This window comes from Flavobacterium ginsengiterrae (assembly GCF_039539785.1).
GTDB classification, from domain to species: domain Bacteria; phylum Bacteroidota; class Bacteroidia; order Flavobacteriales; family Flavobacteriaceae; genus Flavobacterium; species Flavobacterium ginsengiterrae.
Genome location: NZ_BAABDU010000006.1, coordinates 690,186 through 716,034 on the forward strand (window position 1 = coordinate 690,186; position 25,849 = coordinate 716,034).

The 25,849-nt window shown below is 33.9% G+C and carries 20 protein-coding genes; 12 read left to right on the top strand and 8 right to left on the bottom strand.

Features of this window, described 5'->3' with window-relative positions:
• Positions 1-53: 53 nt before the first annotated feature.
• Positions 54-1,733, bottom strand: coding sequence for a gamma-glutamyltransferase (ggt, locus tag ABD859_RS19165; RefSeq protein WP_345146246.1), 1,680 nt, complete (start codon positions 1,731-1,733; stop codon positions 54-56).
• A gap of 12 nt (positions 1,734-1,745) precedes the next feature.
• Positions 1,746-2,330, bottom strand: a complete 585-nt coding sequence (locus tag ABD859_RS19170; RefSeq protein ID WP_345146248.1) for an acyl carrier protein phosphodiesterase — start codon at positions 2,328-2,330, stop codon at positions 1,746-1,748.
• Positions 2,331-2,666: 336 nt separating this feature from the next.
• Here ABD859_RS19170 and glmM point away from each other — a divergent pair, with 336 nt between their 5' ends.
• A complete protein-coding gene (glmM, locus tag ABD859_RS19175) occupies positions 2,667-4,055 on the top strand; it encodes a phosphoglucosamine mutase (protein WP_345146249.1) in 1,389 nt (462 codons plus the stop codon).
• Positions 4,056-4,171: 116 nt separating this feature from the next.
• Positions 4,172-5,407 (top strand): YncE family protein, encoded by a 1,236-nt coding sequence (locus ABD859_RS19180; protein ID WP_345146251.1) that lies wholly within the window; start codon positions 4,172-4,174, stop codon positions 5,405-5,407.
• A 46-nt stretch (positions 5,408-5,453) separates the two neighbouring features.
• Here the strand turns inward: ABD859_RS19180 and ABD859_RS19185 are convergent, their stop codons facing one another.
• The gene (locus tag ABD859_RS19185) at positions 5,454-6,335 is read right to left on the bottom strand and encodes a lysophospholipid acyltransferase family protein (protein WP_345146253.1); all 882 of its coding nucleotides are present in this window, start codon (positions 6,333-6,335) and stop codon (positions 5,454-5,456) included.
• A gap of 112 nt (positions 6,336-6,447) precedes the next feature.
• Here ABD859_RS19185 and ABD859_RS19190 point away from each other — a divergent pair, with 112 nt between their 5' ends.
• From ABD859_RS19190 to ABD859_RS19220, 7 genes are all read left to right on the top strand, one after another.
• The gene (locus ABD859_RS19190) at positions 6,448-7,086 is read left to right on the top strand and encodes a rhomboid family intramembrane serine protease (RefSeq protein WP_345146254.1); all 639 of its coding nucleotides are present in this window, start codon (positions 6,448-6,450) and stop codon (positions 7,084-7,086) included.
• A gap of 53 nt (positions 7,087-7,139) precedes the next feature.
• The gene (locus ABD859_RS19195; protein WP_345146255.1) at positions 7,140-7,829 is read left to right on the top strand and encodes an SIMPL domain-containing protein; all 690 of its coding nucleotides are present in this window, start codon (positions 7,140-7,142) and stop codon (positions 7,827-7,829) included.
• A 681-nt stretch (positions 7,830-8,510) separates the two neighbouring features.
• Positions 8,511-11,687, top strand: coding sequence for a SusC/RagA family TonB-linked outer membrane protein (locus ABD859_RS19200; RefSeq protein ID WP_345146256.1), 3,177 nt, complete (start codon positions 8,511-8,513; stop codon positions 11,685-11,687).
• A gap of 12 nt (positions 11,688-11,699) precedes the next feature.
• A complete protein-coding gene (locus ABD859_RS19205) occupies positions 11,700-13,124 on the top strand; it encodes a SusD/RagB family nutrient-binding outer membrane lipoprotein (protein ID WP_345146257.1) in 1,425 nt (474 codons plus the stop codon).
• Positions 13,125-13,415: 291 nt separating this feature from the next.
• Positions 13,416-14,603, top strand: a complete 1,188-nt coding sequence (locus ABD859_RS19210; protein ID WP_345146258.1) for an FAD-dependent oxidoreductase — start codon at positions 13,416-13,418, stop codon at positions 14,601-14,603.
• Positions 14,604-14,616: 13 nt separating this feature from the next.
• Positions 14,617-16,392 (top strand): flavin monoamine oxidase family protein, encoded by a 1,776-nt coding sequence (locus tag ABD859_RS19215; protein ID WP_345146259.1) that lies wholly within the window; start codon positions 14,617-14,619, stop codon positions 16,390-16,392.
• A 43-nt stretch (positions 16,393-16,435) separates the two neighbouring features.
• Positions 16,436-17,980 carry a peroxidase, FMP-type gene (locus ABD859_RS19220; RefSeq protein WP_345146260.1) on the top strand — a complete coding sequence of 515 codons (1,545 nt, stop codon included), beginning with the start codon at positions 16,436-16,438 and terminating at the stop codon, positions 17,978-17,980.
• Positions 17,981-18,055: 75 nt separating this feature from the next.
• Here the strand turns inward: ABD859_RS19220 and ABD859_RS19225 are convergent, their stop codons facing one another.
• The 3 genes from ABD859_RS19225 to ABD859_RS19235 all read right to left on the bottom strand — a co-directional run bounded on the left by ABD859_RS19225 (position 18,056) and on the right by ABD859_RS19235 (position 20,828).
• Positions 18,056-18,343, bottom strand: a complete 288-nt coding sequence (locus ABD859_RS19225; protein ID WP_345146261.1) for a hypothetical protein — start codon at positions 18,341-18,343, stop codon at positions 18,056-18,058.
• A 146-nt stretch (positions 18,344-18,489) separates the two neighbouring features.
• Positions 18,490-19,185 (bottom strand): LytR/AlgR family response regulator transcription factor, encoded by a 696-nt coding sequence (locus ABD859_RS19230; protein ID WP_345146262.1) that lies wholly within the window; start codon positions 19,183-19,185, stop codon positions 18,490-18,492.
• The gene (locus ABD859_RS19235) at positions 19,182-20,828 is read right to left on the bottom strand and encodes a histidine kinase (RefSeq protein WP_345146263.1); all 1,647 of its coding nucleotides are present in this window, start codon (positions 20,826-20,828) and stop codon (positions 19,182-19,184) included. The genes ABD859_RS19230 and ABD859_RS19235 overlap by 4 nt, the downstream gene beginning before the upstream one ends.
• Before the next feature lie 124 nt (positions 20,829-20,952).
• Between ABD859_RS19235 and ABD859_RS19240 the strand changes: the two genes are divergently transcribed.
• From ABD859_RS19240 to ABD859_RS24180, 3 genes are all read left to right on the top strand, one after another.
• The gene (locus ABD859_RS19240) at positions 20,953-23,328 is read left to right on the top strand and encodes a TonB-dependent receptor (protein WP_345146264.1); all 2,376 of its coding nucleotides are present in this window, start codon (positions 20,953-20,955) and stop codon (positions 23,326-23,328) included.
• Positions 23,329-23,434: 106 nt separating this feature from the next.
• On the top strand, positions 23,435-23,617 hold the full coding sequence (locus ABD859_RS19245; RefSeq protein ID WP_345146265.1) for a hypothetical protein: 183 nt from the start codon (positions 23,435-23,437) through the stop codon (positions 23,615-23,617).
• A gap of 306 nt (positions 23,618-23,923) precedes the next feature.
• On the top strand, positions 23,924-24,097 hold the full coding sequence (locus ABD859_RS24180) for a hypothetical protein (RefSeq protein WP_486320594.1): 174 nt from the start codon (positions 23,924-23,926) through the stop codon (positions 24,095-24,097).
• A gap of 331 nt (positions 24,098-24,428) precedes the next feature.
• Here ABD859_RS24180 and ABD859_RS19250 read toward each other — a convergent pair whose 3' ends face one another.
• Both ABD859_RS19250 and ABD859_RS19255 read right to left on the bottom strand, forming a co-directional pair.
• Positions 24,429-25,025 carry a hypothetical protein gene (locus tag ABD859_RS19250; RefSeq protein ID WP_345146266.1) on the bottom strand — a complete coding sequence of 199 codons (597 nt, stop codon included), beginning with the start codon at positions 25,023-25,025 and terminating at the stop codon, positions 24,429-24,431.
• A 7-nt stretch (positions 25,026-25,032) separates the two neighbouring features.
• A partial coding sequence (locus tag ABD859_RS19255) for an RHS repeat-associated core domain-containing protein (RefSeq protein WP_345146267.1) occupies positions 25,033-25,849 on the bottom strand: 817 nt, incomplete at its 5' end.

The following is a 25,849-nucleotide window of genomic DNA, read 5'->3' on the forward strand; positions in this document are numbered from 1 at the left end:
TTAGCTCTAAACATTCAATTTTATCAAATTTTTCTACTTAAATCTTTTTGTGTTTAAAATCCAGCTGCTTTATCATCTCCTCTAAAATCGGCACCTCCTTCTAGTGTATTGTCCGGATAAACTAAAATAGCATCTACTTTTCCAATTACCGGAGTTGTTTTTTCGTTGATTAAATATCCTTTTGATTTTAAGCTTTCTAAGGTTTTATAATTAAAAGTATCCGGTTCAAAAGTTATAAGATCCGGAAGCCATTGATGATGAAAACGAGGTGCGTTTACAGCATCCTGCATACTCATATTGTACTCGTAAACATTTAAAATAGTCTGCAGTACTGATGTAATAATAGTTGATCCGCCCGGCGAACCTACAACCATAAATAATTTTCCATTTTTTTCCAGAATTGTAGGTGTCATTGAACTCAGCATTCTTTTTTGAGGTGCAATGCTGTTGGCTTCATTTCCAACTAATCCAAACATATTTGGAGAACCCGGTTTGGCACTAAAATCATCCATTTCATTGTTTAAAAAGAAGCCCAGTTCATCGCAGTAATATTTTGAACCAAAGCCGTCGTTAAGCGTCGTTGTTGCTGCAACAGCATTTCCAAATTGATCTACGATAGAATAATGAGTGGTTTCGGTACTTTCATTATAAGTTACTTTTCCTTCTTTTATGTCTGATGATAAAGTTGCTTTTTCTGAATCAAAACTTGACATCCTTTCTTTTAAATAAGAATCTGCAAGAAGTCCTTTTATTGGAATTTTTACAAAATCCGGATCTCCTAAATATTGGCTTCTGTCGGCATAAGCCCTTCTTTCTGCTTCTACAATTACCTGAATCGACTGTTCAGAATTATGTCCCATTTTTGATAGATAAAAAGGAGAAATCATTTTCATAATCTGAGCCAGACAAATACCGCCGCTGCTTGGCGGTGCCATCGATGTTACTTTTAAATCTTTATAATCAAACTGCAATGGTGTTCTCCATTTTGCTTCGTATACCGCTAAATCTTTCAGCGTAATAATACCGCCTTTTTTCTTTAAATAATCAACTAAAACCTGAGCCGTTTTGCCTTTGTAAAATTCGTCTTTCCCATTTTTAGAAATTCGTTTTAAAGTACTGGCAAGAGCGGGATATTTTATAGTGTCGCCTTCTTTAAAATTTCCTGCCATTAAGGTGTTTGAACCATTTGCCTTTACAATGGCATCATGATATGCTTCTAATTGTTTCTGTTGTTTTTTGGTTACCACAACACCTCTTTCTGCTAAAGCTATTACAGGTTTTAAAATTTCAGACATAGGCAGTGAACCTAATTTTTTATGAACAGCAAAAACTCCGGCAATAGTTCCCGGAACACCAATTGCCAAAGCCGATTCGGTGCTTTTGCCTTTTATTACATTTCCTTCTTTATCAAGAAACATATTTTTTGTAGCCGCTAATGGCGCTTTTTCTCGATAATCCAAACTTCCTACTTCGCCGTTTGCTTTTCTGTAAACCATAAATCCGCCTCCGCCAATATTTCCGGCATACGGATATGCTACTGCAAGAGCCAGTTCTGTTGCCACCATAGCATCATAGGCATTTCCGCCTTTTTTCATGATTTCGACACCAATTTTTGATGCTTCTTCGCGGGCAGAAACCACCATGGCTTTTGATGCCGTTAAACCAGTTGGGTGTGCTGTCTGCGCGAAACTGTAAATAGAAATAAAATAAAATAGAAGAGAAATTTTTTTCATAATCGGTTTTATTTATAATGAAAGTAATTTTTGTTTGGCGTGTTTTTGGAGATCTTCAAAAAACACGGTGAATTCCTGTTCAAAATCAGTATAAAATTCCTTTAGTTCTTCGCTGGCAAACTGCATTTTTGAAACATTTTTGGATCTTCTGTCCATCTGTGTTAAAATTTGATGAATTCCTTCTACAGTTCGATAACTCAAAAGCCAGTTTCTTTCAATCATATACGGCATGAGACCTTGCGTTTTTTCGCTGAGAATATTGTAATTATCATGAAGTGACTGATAAAATCTATTGATAAAATCTTCCAGTTTTTCATCAGAATAAAGGCTCCAGTTTTTTGCCAGAAAATGATCGTAAACAATGTCGACAATGACACCTGAATAGTGATGATATTTCTCATGAAGCCGTTTTGTGCTCTGCCTGAAAATATCGTGAGAATCAGTATAAGTGTCTATAAATCGGTGTAAAAGAATTCCTTTTTGTACATCTTCCGGAAAATGCTCAAATTGTTTTCCGCGAATACCGTCAGCCATAAAATTGCCAATTTTAATTAAGTCATTTTCACCGGAAAGATATATGTGGGCGAGGAAATTCATTGTTTACGATGCTAAGTTGTGAGAGGCAAATACACGATGTTATTTTAGTAAAAGTATGAAAACTTTTTTAGATGATTATGTTCATTCTAAAAGATGCTGAGATACTAAGCTGCTAAGACGCCGCGTTAAATTATAAAATAGTATAAGCTTTTTTACATAAGATTATAAACGCTGATTTTAGTTTAAAATTTTAAGGTTTTTATAAAAATACTGAGAAATCTTAAAACAGCAGTATCTCACAGCTTTCATGAGATATTTTAAAAACTTAGCAGTTTAGTGCCTTAGAACCTTAGTAACTTTTTTATATTTGTAATAAAATAACCATAACTCACAAAAATGACTTTAATAAAATCTATTTCGGGTATACGAGGAACAATAGGCGGAAAAGTTGGAGATAACCTGACTCCTGTTGATGCAGTAAAGTTTGCATCGGCATACGGAACTTTTCTTAAAAATAATACTTCAAAAGAGAAACTGGCAGTTGTAATTGGCCGTGATGCTAGAATCTCTGGACCAATGATTCATAATCTTGTTGTAAATACTTTAATTGGTTTAGGAATCAATGTAATTGATCTTGGGCTTTCTACAACGCCAACAGTAGAGGTTGCTGTGCCGCTTGAAAAAGCAGACGGCGGAATCATCCTTACAGCATCGCACAATCCAAAACAATGGAACGCTTTAAAATTATTAAACGAAAAAGGTGAATTTTTAAGCGGTGCAGACGGAGCTAAAATTCTTGAAATTGCAGAGGCTGAAGCTTTTGATTTTTCTGATGTTGATAATCTTGGAGAAATCACGCCAAATGATGCTTACATGGATATTCATATCGATGAAGTTTTAAATCTTCCTCTGGTTGATATTGAAGCAGTAAAAGAGGCAAAATTTAAAGTTGTAGTTGATGGTGTAAACTCATCTGGCGGAATTATTATTCCTAAAATATTAAAATTAATGGGCGTTGAAGTGGTAGAATTATACTGCGAACCAAACGGACATTTTCCTCATAACCCGGAACCTTTAAAAGAACATTTAACGGATATTTCGGAACTGGTTGTAAAAGAGAAAGCGGATTTTGGAATCGTTGTAGATCCAGATGTTGACCGTTTGGCTTTTATTAGCGAAGACGGAGAAATGTTTGGTGAAGAATATACATTAGTTGCGGTTGCAGATTATGTTTTAAGTAAAACTCCTGGAAATACGGTTTCTAACATGTCATCTTCTCGTGCATTGCGAGATGTTACAAATGCTCATAATGGAAAATATGAAGCAAGTGCAGTAGGTGAGGTGAATGTGGTAGAATTAATGAAAAAAAATAATGCCGTTATTGGAGGTGAAGGTAACGGAGGGATTATTTATCCTGAATTGCATTACGGACGTGACAGTTTGGTTGGAGTTGCTTTATTTTTAACGCATCTGGCAAATAAAAAAATGTCGGTTTCTGCATTAAGAGCTTCATATCCTGAATATTATATGAGTAAAAATAAAATTGAATTAACACCTCAAATTGATGTTGATGCGATTTTAACTCAAATGACAGAAAAATATAAAAACGAAGATATTTCGACAATTGACGGTGTAAAAATTGATTTTGCATCTGAATGGGTTCATTTAAGAAAATCAAATACAGAACCAATTATCAGAATTTATACTGAAGCGCCTTCGCAGGATGCTGCTGATAAATTAGCGCTTCGTATTATTGATGAAATCAAAGTGATTGCAGGAATTTAATTTCACAATTTGATATAAAGATAATCCTCTTCTGAATTTCAAAAGAGGATTTTTTATTTGTAAGTTTTTATTTATATTTTTGTTTCAATAAATATTTTTAATTAAAAAATACCAATATGAATATTCAGGAAGAATGGTTTTCAAAGGGAAAAAAATATGCACAGGGAATTAACGAAATGGTTGATTTTGGAGAGAAAAATGGATGGGAAAATTGGAAAGGTGAAGAACCTGAAGATATTCGAGATCATTTGGGCAAAGATGTTTTAGACTTATTAAAAAAAGCAAATCTTGAGGGTACAGTAGATAAATTTAGAGATGATTTTCCTCCATCAAATATGCCAATTATCAAATTTATTGAAAAACAGGCTCAAAGCATTGAGCAGCTTTTTTTTATTGATAATCAAAGAATAGTTTTTTTAACTGGAACTTCTTATGAAAAAAGGCAGGCTTATTTATTAGATGGTGATAAAATATTGAAGTTAGATTCTAAAATTAGAGCTGTTGGAAAATCTAAACAAGGAAATGTTTTTGCTGTAGTTTCAGAAAATAGAGTATCTCTTTTTAAAAATTGGAATGGAGAGCTTATACGTGAGTTTATTTTAAATGATTTAGCAAATATTGGAATTACAGAATTGATTCCTTTTAATGATGGATCAAAAGTTCTTTTTGTAAGTTCTGAAGGAATTTATTTGATTTCTGAAAACGTTGAAAAATTAATTCATCCAATTAATGAAGATGATGAAGAGGATTGGGATACCAATATTGATATGGAAAATGCGACATTATCTAATGATAATAAATATATTGTAGCCGGTGACCAAGGAGTTGATCATGTTGTTATGGATAATGATGGAAATAAAATTAATCAAATTGGTCCACAATCATCATATCCTCATTTTTGTCTTTTTTCAAAAGATGATCAACAGTTGATTACAAATTCCTGTCATTTTTATAATGGAATTACGATTGGTGTTGAGACTGCTAAAATCAAAGAAATTCAGGTTGAAGCTTATACTGAAAGCGATGAGTTTATAGTAATCGATGATGAGATGAGAGTTTACACAGGACTTGCAGCTTTAGATTATTATATTCTTGGAGATGCTTATGGATATATTAAAGCATTCGATAAGGCAGGAAAGAAAATTTGGAGACATTATTTAGGTTCAACAATTTCTGGTATGACTATTTCAGATGATGAAAAAACACTTTGGATTGGTTCATCTTCAGGAATGCTTCATAAATTACAATTAGGAAAAGGACATCGTGATGAACATACAATTGGAAATGGAAATCATTACGAAGAATTCAGACTTATAATATGGAAAGATGAGCCACAAATTTGGAAGTGGTAATTTTTAACTTAAAAAGCCTCTTTTGTAATCAAAAGAGGCTTTTGTTTTATAATGATTTTTCAACTTTATGTTTCCATCTTTTATGCGTCCATAAATAAAACTCCGGAGCTTCATAAATTTGTTTTTCTACTTCTTTTAAGTATTTCTCTGTAATTTCAAAATCAGGATATTCATGCGGATTATCTGCAATGGTTAAAAAAGTAGCTTCATAAAAACCTCTTTTTACCTTTTTTACTTTTACCATAATTACACTTAGGTCATATTTTTTGGCCAGCATTTCGGCACCGGTATGAACAGGAACTTCAATTCCCATAAATTTCATCGAATGGAAAATTCGGTCCAGTTTTGGAGACTGGTCACTCGCAAGACCGTATAAACTAAGTTTTCCGCTTCGCTGGTTTTGTGCCATTGTTGGGATTGCTTTTCTGGTTTCGACCATTTCGGTATTATATTTCGAACGTATTTTTCTAATTAAATTATCAAAATAACGATTGGCAAGTCTTTTATAGACAGCAACTCCCTGAAAACCCAATTTAGGATTTATAGTCAAAAGCCATTCATAACTGGCATAATGTGAAGCTACGAGAATTACACTTTTTCCTTTTTTAGCATAATCCTGTACAAGTTCGATATTCGTAACCTGAAATCTTCTTTCCATTTCTTCTGCAGAAATGCTCATGGTTTTTACCATTTCTAAGAACATATCACACATGTGGTGATAAAATTTCTTTTCGATAATTTTTCTTTCAGCATCACTTAAATGTGGTAAAGTCTGTGCCAGATTTTCGCGGACTACTTTTTTACGATATCCAATAACTCGGTATACTAATACATAAACAAAGTCAGAGAATAAATAAAATAAGCGAAAAGGAAGTATAGAGATCAGCCATAGTAAAGGATAGGCCAATATATAAATAAGAAATTGCATGTATATTTTTTTTACAAATATAAAGCAAAAATGAATAATGATCGATATTTTGGATTCGCAGTAAGATATCTCCGATATTGACTATATTTACATTTCACATTAAATATTATTTATGAATACCATTTTAATTGGAATTATAGTAGCCAATGTACTTATAAGCTATAAAGGTTTTAATGATTATGCTTTTTTTAGAAAATTTGAATTTCATGTAGGAAGTATCCGCGCCGGTGAACAAATCAGGATGCTTTCGTCCGGATTTCTGCATGCCGATATGATGCATTTGGCTTTTAACATGCTTACGCTTTGGTTTTTTGCCCCCGTTGTTATTAATGAACTTGGGAACTTTTCTTTTGTTCTGGTTTATTTTGGAAGTTTAATTTTTGGAAGTCTGCTTACGATGCTTTTTCATAAAGATGATTACAGCTATCGTGCCGTTGGAGCTTCGGGAGCAGTTACCGGAGTTTTATATTCTGCCATACTGCTTCATCCGGATATGATGCTGGGCGTATTTTTTGTTATTCCGGTTCCGGCTTATCTTTTCGGAATTTTATATTTATTGTACTCCATTTACGGAATGCGTGCTAAAAATGATAATATTGGTCACACGGCACATTTTGGCGGCGCAATTGGCGGATACTTAATTACTTTGATCAAACAGCCCTATTTATTTGCAGATCATACCTTGATGGTAATTCTACTGGCAATTCCAATTTTGATACTTTTTGTCTTAGCAAAATCAGGAAAAATATAATGCTGGCATAACTTTTGAAATGCCTTTATCAAATAACTTAAAATATCACAAAAATGAAAAAACTAGTATTATTTTTAACAATCATGTTTATGACTTTGTCTTACGGGCAGGAAATCAAACAAATACCTCTAATTAATGTTAATGGAGAAGGAAAAGTAAAAGTAGCCCCTGATCAGGTTTGTATTTCAGCTACAGTTGAAACTAAAGGGAATAATGCTAAGGACGTCAAAAAACAAAACGATGAAAAAATGGATGCTGTTTTAAAATTCATTAAAAAAATGAATGTGCCAACAGCAGATTTCAAAACAAAACAAGTAGCCCTTAATCCACAATACGATTACGAAAAAAAGAAAACAAGCTACAATGCAACTCAAACTGTTGAAATCGTATTAAAAGATTTAAATAAATACGATGAATTAATGGAAGGTTTAGTACAACAGGGAATTAACCGTATTGATAATGTTTCTTTTGAATCTTCTAAATTAGCGCAATATCAGTCTGAAGCGAGAAAAATAGCAATGAAAAATGCTAAAATAAAAGCAGAAGAATATGTATCTGTTTTAGGTCAAAAAGTGGGTAAAGCTTTTACGATCTCTGATAACTCTCAGGTTTACCAGCCAAGACCAATGTATGCTGCCATGAAATCTGAAATGATGGATGCTTCTGGTGCTTCAAATCAAACACTTGCAATTGGTGAAATCGAAATTACTGCAAACGTAAGTGTGAGTTTTGTTCTAGACTAAAAAAAATAAAATCCTATATAAAAATCCAAATTCCAATTTAAATGGGATTTGGATTTTTTTTGTTTTAATGTTTTAAAAAATGACACCTGATTCTATTAAAGAGTCAGGTGTCATTTTTTTTAAAAATAGTTTTAAATGGAAATAATTAAGTACCTGTTTAAAAAAAATCTTACACTTGGTAAGTTTTAAGTGTATGTAATAACTTATTGGTTTTTAATTGTTTGTGTTTGTTGTGGAGATTTAGTTAACATTTTTTTTGCAAAAAGTTTAATTAAAATTTTCAAAATAATATTTTTAATTTACTTTTGTTCTATCAAATTAGTAGAATTTAAAAATAATTAAAAGATTATAGACTGTAGATACGTTTCAATTACGAAATCATTTTACAATTTCTGTCTTCTGAATTGTTGCCGCTAACAATTCTGCAATCTCAAATTCATACCAATTTTTAAGATATCAAGCCTTAAGTTTTAGGGAGGAAATCTTGTGAAATCAATTCAAATAATACTAATCCAAAATAAAGAAAAATGAAAAAACGAATGTGTTGCAGATAATAAAAAAAGAAAACCATTTCTGTTGCAGCAGAAATGGCGAAGCTTAAAGAAATTGTACATCTCTTAAAAGGAAAGCATAATGGAGTAAATCCATAAGCAACCTTATTTATTAAACTAAAACAAAGTAATGAAAAAAATATTAAAAAGATATACATGGTTATGTATTTTGTTGATCTCCATAGGGATAAAAGCTCAAGAGACTAAACCGCTGATTCAATCTAAACTCGAAGGAACAGTTATAGACGCTGTTACAAAAGAGCCTGTTATTGGTGCTTCAATAAATATTAAAGGCACAACACACGGTGTTAATACAGATTTTGATGGAAAGTTCTTTTTTCAAACCGGGCAAAAATTTCCTTATACCTTAATAGTTAGTTTTTTGGGGTATAAAAAGAGAGAAATTATTGTAAATGAAAACCCTGTTGTTATTGAACTTACCGAAGAACAAAATCAATTATCAGAAGTTGTTGTTACGGCACTTGGAATTTCAAAAGAAAAGAAATCTTTAGGATATACCACGCAAGCGCTTAAAAACAAAGATATTGCTGATACAAAAGAAACTAACTTTTTGAACAGTTTGAGCGGTAAACTTGCCGGAGTTCGTATTACGAATTCTCAGGGAGATATGGGATCGTCTCGTATTATTATTCGCGGTGAAACTTCCATTGCTGGAAATAACCAGCCATTGTTTGTGGTAGACGGAGTTCCTGTAGATAACTCACAGTTAGGAAGTGTGGGCGGTGCGACGCGTGATTTTAAAAATGCCATTGCTGATTTAAATCCGCAGGATATTGAAACGCTGACCGTATTAAAAGGTCCAAATGCGGCTGCTCTTTACGGTTCGCGTGCAGCACATGGTGTTGTTTTAATTACTACAAAATCTGGAAGAAGCCAAAAAGGATTAGGAATTACTTTCAATACCGGTATTACAATTTCTCAGGTTGCTACTTTGCCAAGTTTTCAAAATACGTTTGGTCAGGGGTCAAACGGAAGATTTAGTTATGTAGATGGTAAAGGAGGCGGCATTAATGACGGTGTTGATGAAAGCTGGGGACCAAAAATGGACGGTCGTCTTATTCCTCAATTTTATTCAAATGGAGAAGCTGTACCTTTTGTAGCACATCCTAATAATGTAAAAGACTTTTTTAATACCGGACTTACTTTTGATAATAGTGTTTCGATAGCAAGATCAGATGACAAATCAGATTTCCGTATTGGAATCAATAATCAAAAACAAAATGGAACGGTGCCTAATAGTGAAGTTAATAAAACCAACTTTACAATTAATACAAATTACCAGATATCTAAAAACTTAAAAGTTGGAGTAACAGGTAACTACATTACAACAAATGCACCGGCTTTACCGGGAGGTCCGTCAGGAAACCGTGCTGCGGGTGTAATGCTTCAGTTTCTTTGGTTCGGACGTCAGGTTGATATCAATCAGCTTAGAAATAACAGAGATGTTAACTGGAACAACAGTTATTACAGCAATCCGTACTGGAATGCGTATTACAATACTACAAGCCAGCAGCGTAACCGTATAATTGGAGATTTCCATTTGGATGCAAAATTAGCAGAAGGTCTTAATTTTAAATTCCGTACAGGAGTTGATTATTATAACGATCGTAGAAAATATACGATTAAGTATGGCACAAACGGAACTCCTTTTGGATCGTATGCAGAAGATGCTTACACTGTAAATGAACAAAATACAGAAGGTATCTTTACTTATACTAAAAAATTAAACGATGATTTTACTGTAGATGCTCTTGCCGGATTTAATATTCGTAACCACAGCGATGCAAACAATTATCAAAAAGCACCTCGATTAGCCGTTCCTGATTTATATACTTTAACGAATTCAAGAGATCCGTTAACGTCATCAAACTCATTATCGAGATTAAGAGTGTATAGTGCATACGCTTCGGCACAATTTGGATATAAAAATTATGCTTATTTAAACCTTACAGCTCGTAATGACTGGTCATCGACACTGCCAAGCAGTAACCGTTCTTATTTTTATCCATCTGTTAACGGTAGTTTAATTTTATCTGAAGCTTTAAATTTAAAAAGCAATACGCTTGATTTCTTAAAATTAAGAGGAGGATGGTCTGAAGTAGGTAATGATGCAGATCCGTATCAATTGTCTACCGTTTATAACTTTCAGACTGCATTTGACGGAAATCCAATTCAGACTTCTTCGCAAAAGAAACTTAATGAGAACTTAAAACCAGAAACTACTCGTTCTACAGAAGTAGGTGTAGAAGCTTCTTTCTGGAAAAACAGACTTCGTTTTGATGCAGCATACTATAATACAAATAGTTTTGACCAGATTTTAGAGATTAAAACAACAACATCAAGCGGTTATAATACACAATTAATCAATGCAGGTAAAATTAATAACCGTGGTATTGAGGTTCAGTTAGATGGAACGCCTATTCAGACTCAGGATTTTAAATGGAATATTGGTGTAAATTATTCAAAAAATATAAGCGAAGTAAAAATTCTTGATTATGATAAGCAGATTCAAAACTATACAATTGGTTCTTCAGGGGGTGTAGATGTATTAGCATCTGTAGGACAGCCTTACGGAGCTCTTTATGGTACGGCTTATTTGCGTGATGCTAATGGAAATATTGTGGTAGGTACAAACGGATTGCCAAAAGCTGACCCAACGAAGAAAGTTTTAGGACATTATACTCCTGATTATTTAGCTGGAGTTACCAATACGTTAACGTACAAAAATCTTGAATTTTCATTTTTAGTTGATGCCAGCGTAGGTGGAGAAATTTTCTCAGGAACTAACAGAACTGGTACTTATACCGGAGTATTGGCTCAAACACTTCCCGGACGTGATGCAGAAAATGGAGGTTTAAATTATTATTTAAATGGCACAACTAAAACTTTGGTAAACGGATCTGCGCCGGCAGGAGTTGCTGTATACGATGACGGTATGATTTTTAATGGTGTATACGATAATGGAAATCCAAATACTCAGGTAATCAGCGCGCAGGAATATTATAAAGCATCATACAACATTAGCGAAGCTTATATCTACAGCTCTACTTTTGTAAAAATGAGAGAAATAAAACTGGCTTACAATTTAAATAAATCATTTGTTAAGAAACTGGGATTAGAAGGAGCAAGTATTACTGCCGTGGGTCGTAACCTGTTCTTTATTTACAAAGATGCGCCAAATATTGATCCTGAAACAGCTTTCAATACTGGAAATGCACAAGGTTTAGAGAGTTTATCTCTGCCAACAACCAGAAATTACAGTCTTAATGTTAATCTTAAATTCTAAAATTACAGAATCATGCTAAAAAAAATAGCCTATATAACTCTTTTTGCATTGACGCTGACTTCTTGCAGCGACACATTGGATGATATTAATAAAAATCCTAATGCAACAGAAACACCATTGGCACCTTACCTGTTAACAGGTTCTTTAAAACAAGGAGCCGATTTATATTGGGGAGATGCTAATAATTTTAACTCATCTTTGTTGTTCGTACAGCACTGGGCAAAAATCCAATATACAGAACCAGATCGATATGATGTTTCAAATACGTCTTTTACTTCGTTGTGGAATACCGGATACGCAACTTTAATCACAGATTTAAATACAATTTTAAATTTTCCGGAAGCTCAGGCAAATTCAAATTATAAAGGAATTGCATTGACTTTGCGTTCATGGACATTTTTATTGCTGACAGATGCTTACGGAAATATTCCTTACAAAGAAGCTGGAAAAAAAGTAACACCGGCATACGATTCTCAAAAAGACGTATATACGGGATTACTTGAAGATTTAAAACAAGCGCAATCTTTATTAGGTACAACAAATGGCGCTGTAACAGGAGATTTAGTTTACAAAGGTGATATTACAAAATGGAAAAAACTGGTAAACTCGTTACGCCTGCGCATAGCGTTAAGAATTTCAGACAAAGAACCTGAATTAGCAAAACAGGCTGCGATTGATGCAACAAGCGATGCAGCAGGAGTATTTACAAGCAATAATGATACATTTAAGTTTACGTATATTAGTTCTCCTCAGCAAAATCCGGCTTCGGCGTGGTTTGAAACTCGTGATGATTTCCGTATTTCAAAAACAATGGTCGATAAATTAACAGAATTATCAGATCCTCGTTTACCGGTTTATGCGCAGCTTCCATCAGATGCAAGTGTGGGTAAATATGTTGGCGGCGGTAACGGATTATCAAACAGTGATGCCAATAGTCAGGGATTTGCTAAAACATCAAAACCGGGAACTTATTTCTTAACATCGACATCTCCGGCTGTAATTGTTTCTTATTCTGAAACACTTTTTAATCTTGCAGAAGCAGCGGCGCGTGGTTTTATTTCGGGAGACGCAGAGCAGCTTTACAAAAGTGCCATTACAGCATCTTTTAATCAGTTTGGTGTTACAGATGCTGCAGTGATTTCTAATTATCTTAATCAGGCATCTGTTCAGTACGATGCTTCAAATTATGCCAAATCAATTGGAACACAAAAATGGATTGCATTCTACGGACAAGGTCTTGATGCTTTTACAGAATGGAGACGATTAGATTATCCTGTATTAACAGCTGGTCCGGCTACAGTTTTAGACGGAAAAATTCCTTCTCGTTTCTTTTATCCGGGAACAGAACAATCATTAAACGGAACTAGTTATCAGGCAGCAATAACCGCACAAGGAAAAGATCTGCTTACAACGAAATTATGGTTTGATGCAAAATAAATTTTATTTCGTATAAAATTTAAACCGAATATAAAAAGAGGTTATCTCACGATTTGTGAGGTAACCTCTTTTCTTTTTCTGTAAAACTGTTATCAAAATGCACAAATACTTTTGAGTTTGTGCATTTTTTTGCTTCAAATTCTCATCCTCTATAAAGGATGTTTTGTGACGAATATTTTCCTCTTCGTGTCATTTTTTTAGAATCAGTTTTCTATCTGCAATAATTTAGACTCATAACAATATGTGTTGTTCTAAAAACATATTCCCAAAAACTACTATAAATCAAAAACTATGAATACAGAAAACTATGATGTAATTGTTATTGGCGGAGGCCCGATAGGTTTAGCGACCGCTTATCATTTGGGTAAACGAAAAGCAAAAACTTTAGTACTGGAACAATTTACGTTTGTAAACCAGTTAGGAAGTTCTGCCGGAGTTTCGCGTCAGTTTAGAATTCCTTATCCACAGGAATATATGGTACAAATGGCATTAGATGCACAACCATACTGGGATGCTTTAGAAAAAGAATCCAATACTTCGCTTCTGGATAAAGTTGGTACACTTTGGTTTGGAGATCCTGCTGTACATTCTACCGAAGGAAATATTGCTGAAGCCGAACAAGCATTAAAAGGGCTTGGAGTTCCTTATGAAACTCTTACGGCAAAAGAAATTGAAGAAAAATACCATTTTAAAAACCTGCCGGAAACCTATACAGGATTATTTCAGCCGGATGGAGCCAGTATAAATTTTAGAGCTACAAATGAAGCGCTTTTAAATTTGTGCAGAAAAGAAGAAACTGTAACATTACAAGAAGATTCGCCTGTAATTGATATTAAACAAAATGGAGATCTTTTTGAACTTACTACACCAAACGGAATCTATATTGCCAAAAAACTGGCAATTATTCCCGGACCTTACATTAACAGCGTAATTAATCTGCTCGATTTTAAAATTGAAGCTACGTATTGGAATATGTCTTCGGCGTATTTTAAAAAAGCTGATCCTGCTATTCAATATCCAACATGGTTTGTGTTTCAAAATGCAATTGGCGAAAATGGCAATCAGTTTTATGGCTTTCCATCTGTAGATTGGGATAATCCGGATTATATACGCGTTGCGCCTGATTTTGTTATAAATCCTCTTGAAGAACCAAGCGACAGAACCCTGATCCCGAATGCACAGGAATTAGGTTATACATCTGACTGGGTTAGAGACCATATGTCAGGTTTAAATACAGAACCTGAATATACTTCGACCTGCCTGATTTCCTTAAGTAAAATTGCCAATAAAGAACTGCTTATTGATTTTGCACCAAGTTATGTGCCTAATCACAAAAACATTGTTTTGTATGCGACCGGATGGGCGGCAAAATTTACTCCGTTTTTAGGAAAAATTATGTCAGATCTTGCTCTGGACGGACATACAGATTTTGATATTACACCATTTCAATTAGGATACAAATATTTTAAAGCATTTTAAAAATCAAGACATTATGAATAAAAATACACCTTTAAATTCAGGAATGAAACCTGATTTAAAAATCGAAACAGCTATTATTGGTGCCGGAACTTCAGGATTATATACGGCATATCGTTTGGTAACTGATAAAAAATACGCCGCAGATCAGGTACAGATTTTTGACATGAGCAATAAATTAGGCGGAAGACTGGAATCTGTAATTATGCCCGGAATGGATTTTTGGGGCGAATTAGGAGGAATGCGCTACTTGACTTCACAGCAAATCGTGACCACATTAATTGAAGGATATGAATCTCCAAAAAATCCTAAAAAACGTATTCCTGTTTTAAGAGATAAAATGACTCCGGTTCCTTTTCCAATGGGTGATGAACCAGGCGGTGGTCCGTCGTCAAAATTATTAATGTATCTTAGAAAAGAACGTTTTAAACAAAATGCATGGAATGCCGCTCAAAAAAAAGATGAAAAGCTGGGAACACGATATTACCTAAACGAAAATGATTTGGGTTTTAGTTCAGATCAGCTTTTTAATAAAATTATTTATGATGTTTTAATGGCAGATCCATGGGTTGCTAAAACGTATAAAAAGAAAATTAAAAAAGGAAAAAACATTTACGATTATACTTTTGAGTTAACCAGCGAAGACTGGGATCAAATTAAACCAAGACTGGTTTATAATTTTCCAAAATCGCCTTATGATAAAAGAAAAGTAAACGATTTAGGATTCTGGAATTTAATTAAAGATCAGGTTTCGCAGGAAGGTTATGAATTTTTAGCGAACGCCGGAGGTTATTATTCTAATACGATTAATTGGAATTCAGCCGAAGCTTTCCCTTATATGGTGGGCGATTTTTCGGCAGGAACCATTTATAAAACGATCGAAGAAGGCTACGACAGTATTGCGTATGCAGTTGCCAATTCGTATATGGAACACGAAGGCGCCTGTATTTGGTCTGAAAATAAATTGATTACTTTTTCTAAAGAACATTCTGTAAAAACACATAAATATCAGTTGACTTTTTTAAATCTAAAAACCAACAGTAAATGGCATGTGTATGCAAATTCTATTGTTTTGGCTATGCCGAGAAAATCTTTAGAACTTTTAGATCAAAACAATTTCTTTTTTGATGTTAACGAAAACTCGGTTTTAAATCAAAATATTCGTTCAGTAATTATGGAACCGGCTTTTAAAATATTAATGGGCTTTACATATCCTTGGTGGAAAGAATTAGGAATTGAAGCCGGACATTCGATTACTGATCTGCCAATGAGACAATGTTACTACTTTGGAACAGATAAAAAAACAAAAAACTCAATGCTGTTAGGAAGTTACGGCGATATGGAAACAGAAACATTCTGGAAAGCCCTTTCTGATGATAAAATACTTTTTGAAGTAAAAGCAGCAAAATCAGCATCGCTAAAAGAACTTCATGAATTAAATGATGTTCAGGCCACAAAATTAATGGTTGGTGAATTAATGAATCAGCTTCGCGAACTGCACGGTAAAGACGTAACCATTCCGGAACCCTATGTAACGTATTTTAAAGACTGGACAGATGAGCCTTTTGGAGCAGGATATCATGCGTGGAAAGCAGGTTATTCTGTTGGAGACGTCATGAAATATATGAGAAAACCAAAGAAAGACGAACAAATTCATATTTGCGGAGAAGCCTATTCTGATCAACAGGGCTGGGTAGAAGGTGCATTTTGTGAAGCAGAAAAAATGCTGCAGGACTATTATGGATTAGATCGTCCGTTTTGGCTGCCTGAAAACTATTATTTAGGATGGTAAAATCCTCAGAATAAACAAGAAAAAATCAAAAACAAACAAAACTATGTTAAGACGCAAAAACCTTGCTGATGAGTTAAGTTTACCTCATTTAGCAGAAAATAGTATTACAGATCAAAATGAAATATCTTTTAAATCCCTTCAGGAGAATAAAGGCATATTAGAAAGTTTGATGAACGATTATTCAAAAGTTCAGATTGAAGATCCTATCAGACCTTTTCATGAAGAAAATCTACAGAAAATTGTAGACAATGTAGATTATGGTATTTTAAGAGCTTTGCAAGGCACTTGGGTAAGCTACAATCATAACGGACAAAATGATAAAAGGTTAGTAGGAAGTGGTATTCATACTACTATTATGCCTTCGCCGGGCACAAATGCCGGAACAATTCCCGGTAAATACAGTTTTGAATGTGAAGAATACATCGAAAAACTAACATTTGATTTAGTGCCGGGTGGAGTACGAAACCGCGGCGGTGCAAACGAACAATTTTGCGGTGCTGTAAAATACGAACAAAGCATTAAAAGTGTAAATGCTGTAAAAGATTCTTCGGAATTAAAATACACGCCAATTCACGAAGAAAATGGTATGTATTTGTGGCTTAGTGATATATTTAATTACGCCGCTACCGAAAAAACGATTAAAGAAGACCGCGGAATTCATGCTGTATCGCCAACGAATCCCAATAAAAATTTATACAAAAGCGGTTATGAAGATGAAACACTGTTTTTGATTGTAAATGATTTAGGGAAAGAAGAATATGTAACTCTTGAAAATTTAAACGGAAGACCATATTTAGCCATTTTGCCATCTAAAGAACTTAAACCCGGAGCCGGACAAACTGGGCCTTATTTCATACCGGATTATTCGATTTCAAGAAGCGGTGTAATTCCGCATGGGAGTACCATAACTTTATTAGGAGATTTAAGTTCTGGTGAATCAGGTTATTTAGTTAAAGACGCACCAGTATTTCCATATGGCGATGCAGCCTGGAAATATGACCATCTTTCGATTTCAAGAACTATGGGCGGAGCAGGAGCAAGCGAAACAAAACCTATAAATCTTGATGAGGCGCCGCCTAAATGGGTTTTCGAAACATTAGACAAAAATAATGATCCTCAGGAAAACAGAATTTATACACAGCGAATTTTGGCGCATCCGTTATATCCCTATTCTTTGAGACCTGATTTAAGGCTTCGTGATTCTTTAAAAGGAGAAATTGTTAAGAATCACGTTTTTATTCAAATGTCATCTAAAAATAAAACTGGAGCACAAGGCGGTATATTAAATGTTCCGTTTGTAAACCGTTTTGTTACGACAGTTGAAATGAATATGAGAATGTGGATTGAAACCGTTATTGAAGAAGGAAAAGAAATTTTGCAGCTGCAATACGAACAGATTATATTTTTTGAATTTGATTTTGGAGATGACGGCGGTACAACAAGCTGGCCTCACATTCAGGTAAATACACTTCGAAAAATAGAAGATGTATCACCAGAACAACAAAATCTGATTGAAGAACAATTTCCGACTTCACACAAACCGGCATCTTCAACTGCAGGTTCAGGATGTCCTTATCATAAAGGATAATAAAAAAACAAATCTTCCAAAAAGTAAAAGCCGATGAATTTCTCATCGGCTTTACCAGTATTTGTGCATCCAATTTCAGCTTTTCATTTGAAAAGTTTCATTTGGAGAGTCGTCTTCTTCATAATTTTCTGCTTCATCATCTTCTTCCTCTTCCCAGTCATTTTCATCATATTCAGAATCCATATCGTCATCAAGAAATTCATCTTCAAGATCGTCTAATTCAAGATTGTAATGATTGCTTGCAAATGAGCTGGATAAATTTCCCTGAAGATAATCGTCATAATTCAAAAGCAGTTGTTCTTCATAAGCGGTAATATCTCCTGAATATTCCTCAGAAGTATAATAGTAATTATCAGAAATCATATTTATATAAGTTTTTAATTAATAGACTACAATGGATTTAATTTTCTCAATTAGAATAAATTAAAAATATGACTTTTTGTTTCTGGCAATTTTATATAATTTCGAGATTGGATTGCTAAATTTTCATTTCTGAATTTATCTGTTTTTTAAATCAGTTTTTGCTTGATTTCTTTATACTTAGAACGGCCTACAGGAAGTATTTCTCCATTTTTTAAAAGCATATGATATTTACCGCCCGGTTCTACTACTAATTTTTCTGCCTCAAGCCAGCAAAGAATATACGATTTATGAATTCGCTCGAATGCAGCAGGAAGAAGTTTTTCCAGCGATTCCAGCGATTTATCATGCAGTTCTATGCGTCCGTCAGTTAGATGCAGTTCCGTATAAATTCCGGCGCCTTTTATATATCGAATCTCTTTAATAGGGATGAGTTTAATGGTTTTGGCTTTTTTTACAGCCAGAAACTGAATATCCTGATTGTCTTTTCTTTCTGGCGTTGTGTATCTGGAAAAAGCTTGTGCAAGTCTGTTTTCGTCAAATGGTTTGGGTACAAAATCTAAAACCCCGTAATTAAATGCCGTAATAGCTTTATCTGTATAGGCAGAAATAATAATGGTTTGAAAAGACCTTGCAACAACATTTTGCAAGACATCAAATCCGTTTTCTCCGTTTAAGTTTAAATCCAGCAATAATAAATCTATTGCATGACTATCGATAGTAATTAATCCATTTTCAACCGAATCAGAAAGCAAAATCTGAACATCTTTATCAAAAAAATCCCTGGTCATTCTTTCGATTCGTTTTGCAATTCGAGCCTCGTCTTCAATAATTAGAATTTTCATTTTTTGTCAAAAATTTTAATTTCAGTGCGCCATCCTTCTTCTACAGCAAAAGATTCAAAATGCCAGTTGTTTCCGTAACTTTCGTTTAATCTGGCTTTGATGTATTTAAAACCGGTTCCTATACTGTTTTTGTTTTTTCTGTTTCTGTTTTTTGCTATGGTCAGCAGCGAATATTGTTTATAGTTTTTTTCTTTGGAAAAACTCAAAGTAAAAGTAATACAGCCTTCTTTTGGCGGTAAACTGTGCGTAATTCCGTTTTCGATAATAGTATGAATAATTGCCGGCGGAATTTCTTCACTTTCATCAATATTGTTTTCTTCCCAATTGTAGCATACTTCTTTTCTAAAAGACATTATTTCTAAATGTTTTCGGCACAATTCAATTTCCTGTCTAATAGGAATTAAAGTTTCTTCTGAAATTGAATTCATAATATCAAACTCGTCTGCCAGCGCACGAATAAACACAACGCCCTGCTGAGGTGATTCTTCGATCCAGTCAATAAGTGAAGTCAGCGTATTACGAAGAAAATGCGGCTGAATATTTTTCTTAATAAGTTCTAATTGTAATCGGGATGAAAGGAGTATTGATGCATTATGAGCTTCTTCTAAAGCTTTGGCTCTAATTGTATGCAGATAAAGCATTGATAATACAATAATTGTGAAAGCGATAAACAATCCAAAATCATAAAACATATATTTATTTACCACGATGCTGGCCAATAAACCGAAAACGACAATTAAACCGCCTTTAATTTTTCTAAATGCAGCGTCGACAGCAATAATAATCGAGATAAAGCACATAGCATAACTAAAATATATAGCTGTTCTGTCGTAATGGCCGTAATAGCTAATGTAGATTATTATAAGGCTGGCAAACAAAAGAAACAGAAACAGTCGTTTTCTTTTAAAGCCAAACTGCAGCATAAAATACCATGGGACTAATATTGAAATTATAAAAGTGAGTAAGCCCACGATTTGCAATCGTGTGTAGAATTGGGTATATGGAATGTCTATATAAAATTTTACATATTCGATAATAAGCAGAAAGAAAAAAAGCAGACATATTATGCCAAAAACTAAAACTGTCGCTTCTTTACGAGTACTGTTAATGTATAGAAAGAAATAATAAATAGATGCAATAAGAAAAGCACCCGCCATAAGATTCATAAAAGACATTACAATAAGCGGTGCTCGATGCAGTCTTAAATAACTTTCAAGTTTTATGTCGATTCCTCGCAGCGTTTCTCTAAGCTGGGTTTGTGTTCCGGTTATAGTAACAATATGTTTGCCCTTATAGGCTAGTTTTTCGGGTATTTGGTAATATGTTAATTCTGTGCCTGGTAATTCGGCTTGACCGGATTTTGCCATTTTTCCGTTGCTTCCCACAAAAACGCCATCCCAGTACACATCAAAAGCGCCAAAAGCATTAACCTGTAATCCAAGCGGGGCTGAAGGATTTTCGCGTTTAAAAAGATCGACTACAACATCAACCTTAAAAACAGAATCGGGTGAAGGGCTTAAATAATCATAAGGCTTATCATCATCTGTGTAATAAGTTACATCAGATTTTACATACTCGGTATATTGTTTACATGACGTAAACAATAGTAAAACAAAAGCTGTTAAAAATAGAGATCGATACATAAGATAAAGATAAAATAAATATCGAATCAAGAAATGCATTTTGCAAGACTATAGAGCCGTTTGAATGTTTTAAAGAGCAGTGTTTTATTTTATGAATTAATCTTGCTGTATAAAACTAATCAACATGAAAATATTAATAATCAGTGTTTTACTTTTCTTTTTTTCCTTTTTTGCTAAAGCACAGCAAGCTGTTATTTCTGGAAAAGTTCTGGACAACAGCACAAAACAAGTACTGCCTTATGTTACGATATCTATACACGATAAAAGCTCTAAAACAATCGCCGTGGGTGTTACCAACGATGAGGGTTTATTTCGATTAGAAGGAATTCAAATGGGCAGAATGACGGTTCTGTTTAATTATGTAGGATATCAAAATTATTCTACAACAATTGAAATTACTCATAAAGACCAAAAAGCAGAATTGGGAACTATTAATTTACAGCTGGATGCTGTAGAATTAAACGCAGTAGAAATCAGCGGACAAAAATCGAATGTAAGTCTAAAACTTGATAAAAAAGTATTTGAAGTTGGTAAAGATGTGCTTTCGCAGAATGGTTCTGCACATGATGTTTTAAATGGAGTTCCTTCGGTATCAGTAAGTCCAACGGGAGGCATAAGTCTTCGAGGTAACAGCAGCGTACTGGTTTTAATTAACGGACGCCAGTCTGGTTTAACGCAAAGCAATGCTCTTGATCAAATTGCGGCTGATCAAATTGAACGTATCGAGGTTATTACCAATCCGTCATCCAGATATGATGCTTCAGGATCAGCAGGAATAATCAATATCATTTTAAAGAAAAACAAAAAAAGCGGTTTTAGCGGTCAGGTGCGATTGGTTGCCGGCTCGCCAAATGACAGCCGTCTTAATCCAAGTATCAATTTCAAATCAGATAAAATCAATATTTTTTCAAATTTTAGTATTCGATCTTCGGATTATGTTGGTTTATACACGACTAATCAGACTACTACAGATAATGGGACACCTTACTATTTGGATCGGGTTCAAAACGAAGATCGTCATGACGATGGTAAACTCATGTATTTGGGCGCTGATTATTATATTGATGAACATCGTACTGTTACGGCTGCGTTTTTAAAAAATGCGACAACAGACGACGATAAAACCCGCTTGTTTTACAATTATGCGAAAGACAATGCTATGCAGGACAGTACTGTAACAAGAGAAGGAAAATCATTAGAAAAAAGAGATTATAATCAATTAGAATTTAATTATACTCAAACTTTTAAACGCCCGTCAAAAAAATGGACGATTAATTTGCAGTACGATTGGTGGAATAGTGATAAAAACTGGAATCTTTCGACACAGCGTTTGTATCCAGAGACCATAAATTATCCGGGTATCCGAACCAATTCTGTTGGTAATAGTAAAGATTTACTTCTTCAAAGTGATTTTATTCAGCCTGTTGATAGTGTTTCTGTATTTGAAATTGGCGTAAAAACAGAAATTCGTAAAGTGTCCAGCCAGTTTTTAGCCCAACAACAGCAAGAAGAAAATTGGAACGTTTATCAGGGTATTGATAATGATATGGATTATAGCGAAACCATAACGGGTGCTTATGCTCAATACAGTAACAAAGCCGGACGATTTAATTATATGCTGGGCGTACGCACGGAGTTTACCAAAATTTCTATTTCAGATGTTAAAAACACATACAGCGATGATAAAAAGTATAATAGATTATTTCCTACGGTTAATTTAAGTTATAAGTTTAATGACGCTGCTTTGCAGTTAAATTACAGCAAGCGCATTAACCGTCCGCCGTTATATGCTTTATATCCTTTTAACGAACTAACAGATTTAAACGCGCAATATATTGGTAATCCAAACCTTAATCCATCTTATTCTAATGTTTATGAGCTGGCATTTCTTAAATCATGGAAAAAGTTTACACTTAATCCTTCCGTTTATTACCAATGGGAAAGCGGTTATATTCAGGATTATACCTATCGTGAAAATGAAATATTTTTTACAACACCTATCAATATTCAGCATGAAATACGCACAGGAATTGAGCTTTCTACATTGTACAGTCCGCTAAAATGGGTTCAGTTAAATCTGGAAATGAATTTTTACCATTTTACTCAAAAAGGAAGTTATCAGGAAGAAAATCTGGATTACGAAGGGAAAACGTTTACCGGACGTTTAAGCACGCAGATTAAATTACCTTCAAAATTCAGTTTTCAGGGACGTTATAATTTTCGGGGCGCACAGCAAAATGCTCAGACAAAAAGCGATGTTCTGCAGTCACTTGATTTTGGTTTAAGTAAAATGTTATTAAAAGATAAAGCGACGATTGTTTTTGATGTATCCAATGCTTTTGATTTACGCCAAAACAAAAGCACCACAATTGGAACAAATTATTATTTTACACAAAACAGCATGCCCAACGCTGCCCGTTACAGACTTAGTTTTGTGTATCGTTTTAATTTAACTGACCCAAAAGGAATCAGACAGGCTAATAATGCAAATCGTAATTGATGATAGATTTTCAAATCTTTATTTCGTTTAAAAAATCAAAAAAAATCTTAATTTTTATTTAGAACTTTTTATTTATACAAAATATCTAGTTTTTTTTAAATTTAAAATGAGGAATTTAAATTATTTAAATACAATTTTAATTACAGGAGCATCAAAAGGTTTTAGAAAAGCCTGGACAGAGGTCATAACGGTATTGTCCTGCTGTGTTTGTCTGTGGGATTTGAGTAGTAAAGCCAAAGTAATTATTTCCTTTTTTATTTTTACTTTGGCCAGCTGGTATCAGTTATAGTAATAAAATCATGTAATCCATCCACTCTAAATTTGCCTGCGAAACTACATCTCCGGAGCGGTTTATTTTTTATTTGTTTAACCGCCACCTAGCTAAGCATTTTTTCCGCCAAAATGCCCGGAACACCTTTTTTTCCAGTTGAAGATATAGGTGGGCATTCCGGCTGAAAAAACGCCGTTCCTTGAATCACAAAAAAATCTTGCTGACTGCGGGGTTTCTTGATTTCTATTCTTTGACGATGCTCTTTGAGGGGGCGAAGTCAGAGACATTCGCCCAGCGTGCACACTTCGTAGAGCGGGGAGTTCTATTACTTCGGGTACATGGGAAATAGATAAAAATACTTTAACAATTACAAAGAAAGTATATCGGCCTTATGTTCCGCTTATCTACACAATAAAATCTATCTCAGATACAGAGTTGGTATTGGTATTAAATAGTACAGGAGATACAAGTACTTATAGTAAGTATTATCCTCAGTAATTTAAGCCGTTTAAAAAAACATTAATTCTAGGTTTTAATTAGAACTTATAAAAGAAATAAGCGTCGATCCTGCGGAGCAGGATTAACGCTTATTTGTTTTAAATGGAATTTAATAATTTCTTTTTTATCAACACATATGATGCATTAGCAATTTGATACCACTAACAAAGCAAAAGCCACTCCGTAATGAAGTGGCTGTTTTGATTTTGAACAAACTCAAAAGCTGTTTTAATTTTTATGCAATATTAATATAAATCATTGATAATCTGTAAATACTCTATGCAATAATTGACTACCAACACATCTGATACATTACCAAAATTAATTTGTTTTACTTATTAAAAATATCAATTTGTTTCATCGTAAAATTAAGAAAGAAATCAGAACTTATAATATTGTTATCTTCTATAAAAGTAACTGTAATATCATTTTCATTTTTACCTACCCCATATTCAGTGATAAAATTTTCTCTATGGAATTTAAAAGCTGGTGATAATTCATATTGTTCAACTTTTTCCCATTTTCCATTTTTGTAAATATATTTAAGGACTTTTGATGAATCTCTACTATTTTGAAGTATTACATAAGATATTTTAGTTGATACTTCTCCCGATTCATTAGCTTCAACAATATAAAATTTATTATTCCAATCATTGAGGTATTGATTAATTAACTTATAACGTATAGATTTCGTATTCAATTCATTTAAATTAACTATATCAATATATGCTTTAAAAGCTTGTAATCTATTTTGATATAATGATTTTTGATAGTCATCATTTGTAAAATTTTCTTGCAATTGAATTGAATTAGCAGTAGCTATATTCCAACTCACAAAAAATTTCTCTGTTCTATTATCACTATTTTTTATATAGCGTCCACATGATGATAATACTATTATCATAAAGCAATAAAAAACATGTTTCATTTTTTTTTTAATTATATGGTTGTTTTCTTTCAACGACTCCCTGCTCCTTACGTATTTGAGAATCCACTTCTCTAACTTTTATTTCACTTTCGGTCAATTGTCCTTTTGTTCCATCATCGGGGTCAATTTTTGTAGCATCCACTTTTACGCTTCGGGTTCCTGTAGCATTTTCTTTAGCATGAGCTAATTCATGCCCAAGTCCAATAAATGCTGGTCTACCTTTTGTCCCATCTGCATTAACAATACTTTCACCTTTCCCGTTTGCATTATATTTTATAGTTGAATCTGTTCCAGGCCCTGGAGACCCATCTTTATTATAGACACTATCAAAACCGCTGTCTGCCTTAGTGCCATTATCTCCCCAAGACTGCTCAATTGTGGTAGTTTTTGGTGACTCTATCAAACTAGATATTAAATCTGTTCCAACAGAGAGGGTTTTATCTGAATTACTGCCTCCTTTTTGTTCGATAGTTACTTTACCATCTTCTGAAATAGTTAATTTATCATTAGTAAGTTTTTGTAAATCATTTAGTGCCGTTTGTTTATATTCAGCTGAACCCCAAATTATAATATCATTTGGTCCCATTCCATCTGGGTCAATGAATCTCAAAGGATTATTAAATGTATAATTATAAGGAGACCACCTTCTCATTTTCTCCGCCAAAGGGTCAATATTCATCCACCTACCAAGTGCAGGGTCATAATTTCTTGCTCCATAATCGTACATGTTAAGCCCCAGCTCGTCTTGAAGCTCCTTTCCATTGTACTTATATTTATTTTCAACTCCAATTTTTACAGTATTATACGCTTCGTGTTTTAGTCCA

What these genes read in the sequence shown, in the direction of transcription:
- ABD859_RS19205 (WP_345146257.1), top strand. Translation starts at nt 11,700, where the DNA reads ATGCTAAAAAAAATAGCCTATATAACTCTTTTTGCATTGACGCTGACT.
- ABD859_RS19195 (WP_345146255.1), top strand. Translation starts at nt 7,140, where the DNA reads ATGAAAAAACTAGTATTATTTTTAACAATCATGTTTATGACTTTGTCT.
- ABD859_RS19240 (WP_345146264.1), top strand. Translation starts at nt 20,953, where the DNA reads ATGAAAATATTAATAATCAGTGTTTTACTTTTCTTTTTTTCCTTTTTT.
- glmM (WP_345146249.1), top strand. Translation starts at nt 2,667, where the DNA reads ATGACTTTAATAAAATCTATTTCGGGTATACGAGGAACAATAGGCGGA.
- ABD859_RS19170 (WP_345146248.1), bottom strand. Translation starts at nt 2,330, where the DNA reads ATGAATTTCCTCGCCCACATATATCTTTCCGGTGAAAATGACTTAATT.
- ABD859_RS19220 (WP_345146260.1), top strand. Translation starts at nt 16,436, where the DNA reads ATGTTAAGACGCAAAAACCTTGCTGATGAGTTAAGTTTACCTCATTTA.
- ABD859_RS19185 (WP_345146253.1), bottom strand. Translation starts at nt 6,335, where the DNA reads ATGCAATTTCTTATTTATATATTGGCCTATCCTTTACTATGGCTGATC.
- ABD859_RS19225 (WP_345146261.1), bottom strand. Translation starts at nt 18,343, where the DNA reads ATGATTTCTGATAATTACTATTATACTTCTGAGGAATATTCAGGAGAT.
- ABD859_RS19180 (WP_345146251.1), top strand. Translation starts at nt 4,172, where the DNA reads ATGAATATTCAGGAAGAATGGTTTTCAAAGGGAAAAAAATATGCACAG.
- ABD859_RS19250 (WP_345146266.1), bottom strand. Translation starts at nt 25,025, where the DNA reads ATGAAACATGTTTTTTATTGCTTTATGATAATAGTATTATCATCATGT.
- ggt (WP_345146246.1), bottom strand. Translation starts at nt 1,733, where the DNA reads ATGAAAAAAATTTCTCTTCTATTTTATTTTATTTCTATTTACAGTTTC.
- ABD859_RS19245 (WP_345146265.1), top strand. Translation starts at nt 23,435, where the DNA reads ATGAGGAATTTAAATTATTTAAATACAATTTTAATTACAGGAGCATCA.
- ABD859_RS19215 (WP_345146259.1), top strand. Translation starts at nt 14,617, where the DNA reads ATGAATAAAAATACACCTTTAAATTCAGGAATGAAACCTGATTTAAAA.
- ABD859_RS19190 (WP_345146254.1), top strand. Translation starts at nt 6,448, where the DNA reads ATGAATACCATTTTAATTGGAATTATAGTAGCCAATGTACTTATAAGC.
- ABD859_RS19230 (WP_345146262.1), bottom strand. Translation starts at nt 19,185, where the DNA reads ATGAAAATTCTAATTATTGAAGACGAGGCTCGAATTGCAAAACGAATC.
- ABD859_RS19235 (WP_345146263.1), bottom strand. Translation starts at nt 20,828, where the DNA reads ATGTATCGATCTCTATTTTTAACAGCTTTTGTTTTACTATTGTTTACG.
- ABD859_RS19210 (WP_345146258.1), top strand. Translation starts at nt 13,416, where the DNA reads ATGAATACAGAAAACTATGATGTAATTGTTATTGGCGGAGGCCCGATA.
- ABD859_RS19200 (WP_345146256.1), top strand. Translation starts at nt 8,511, where the DNA reads ATGAAAAAAATATTAAAAAGATATACATGGTTATGTATTTTGTTGATC.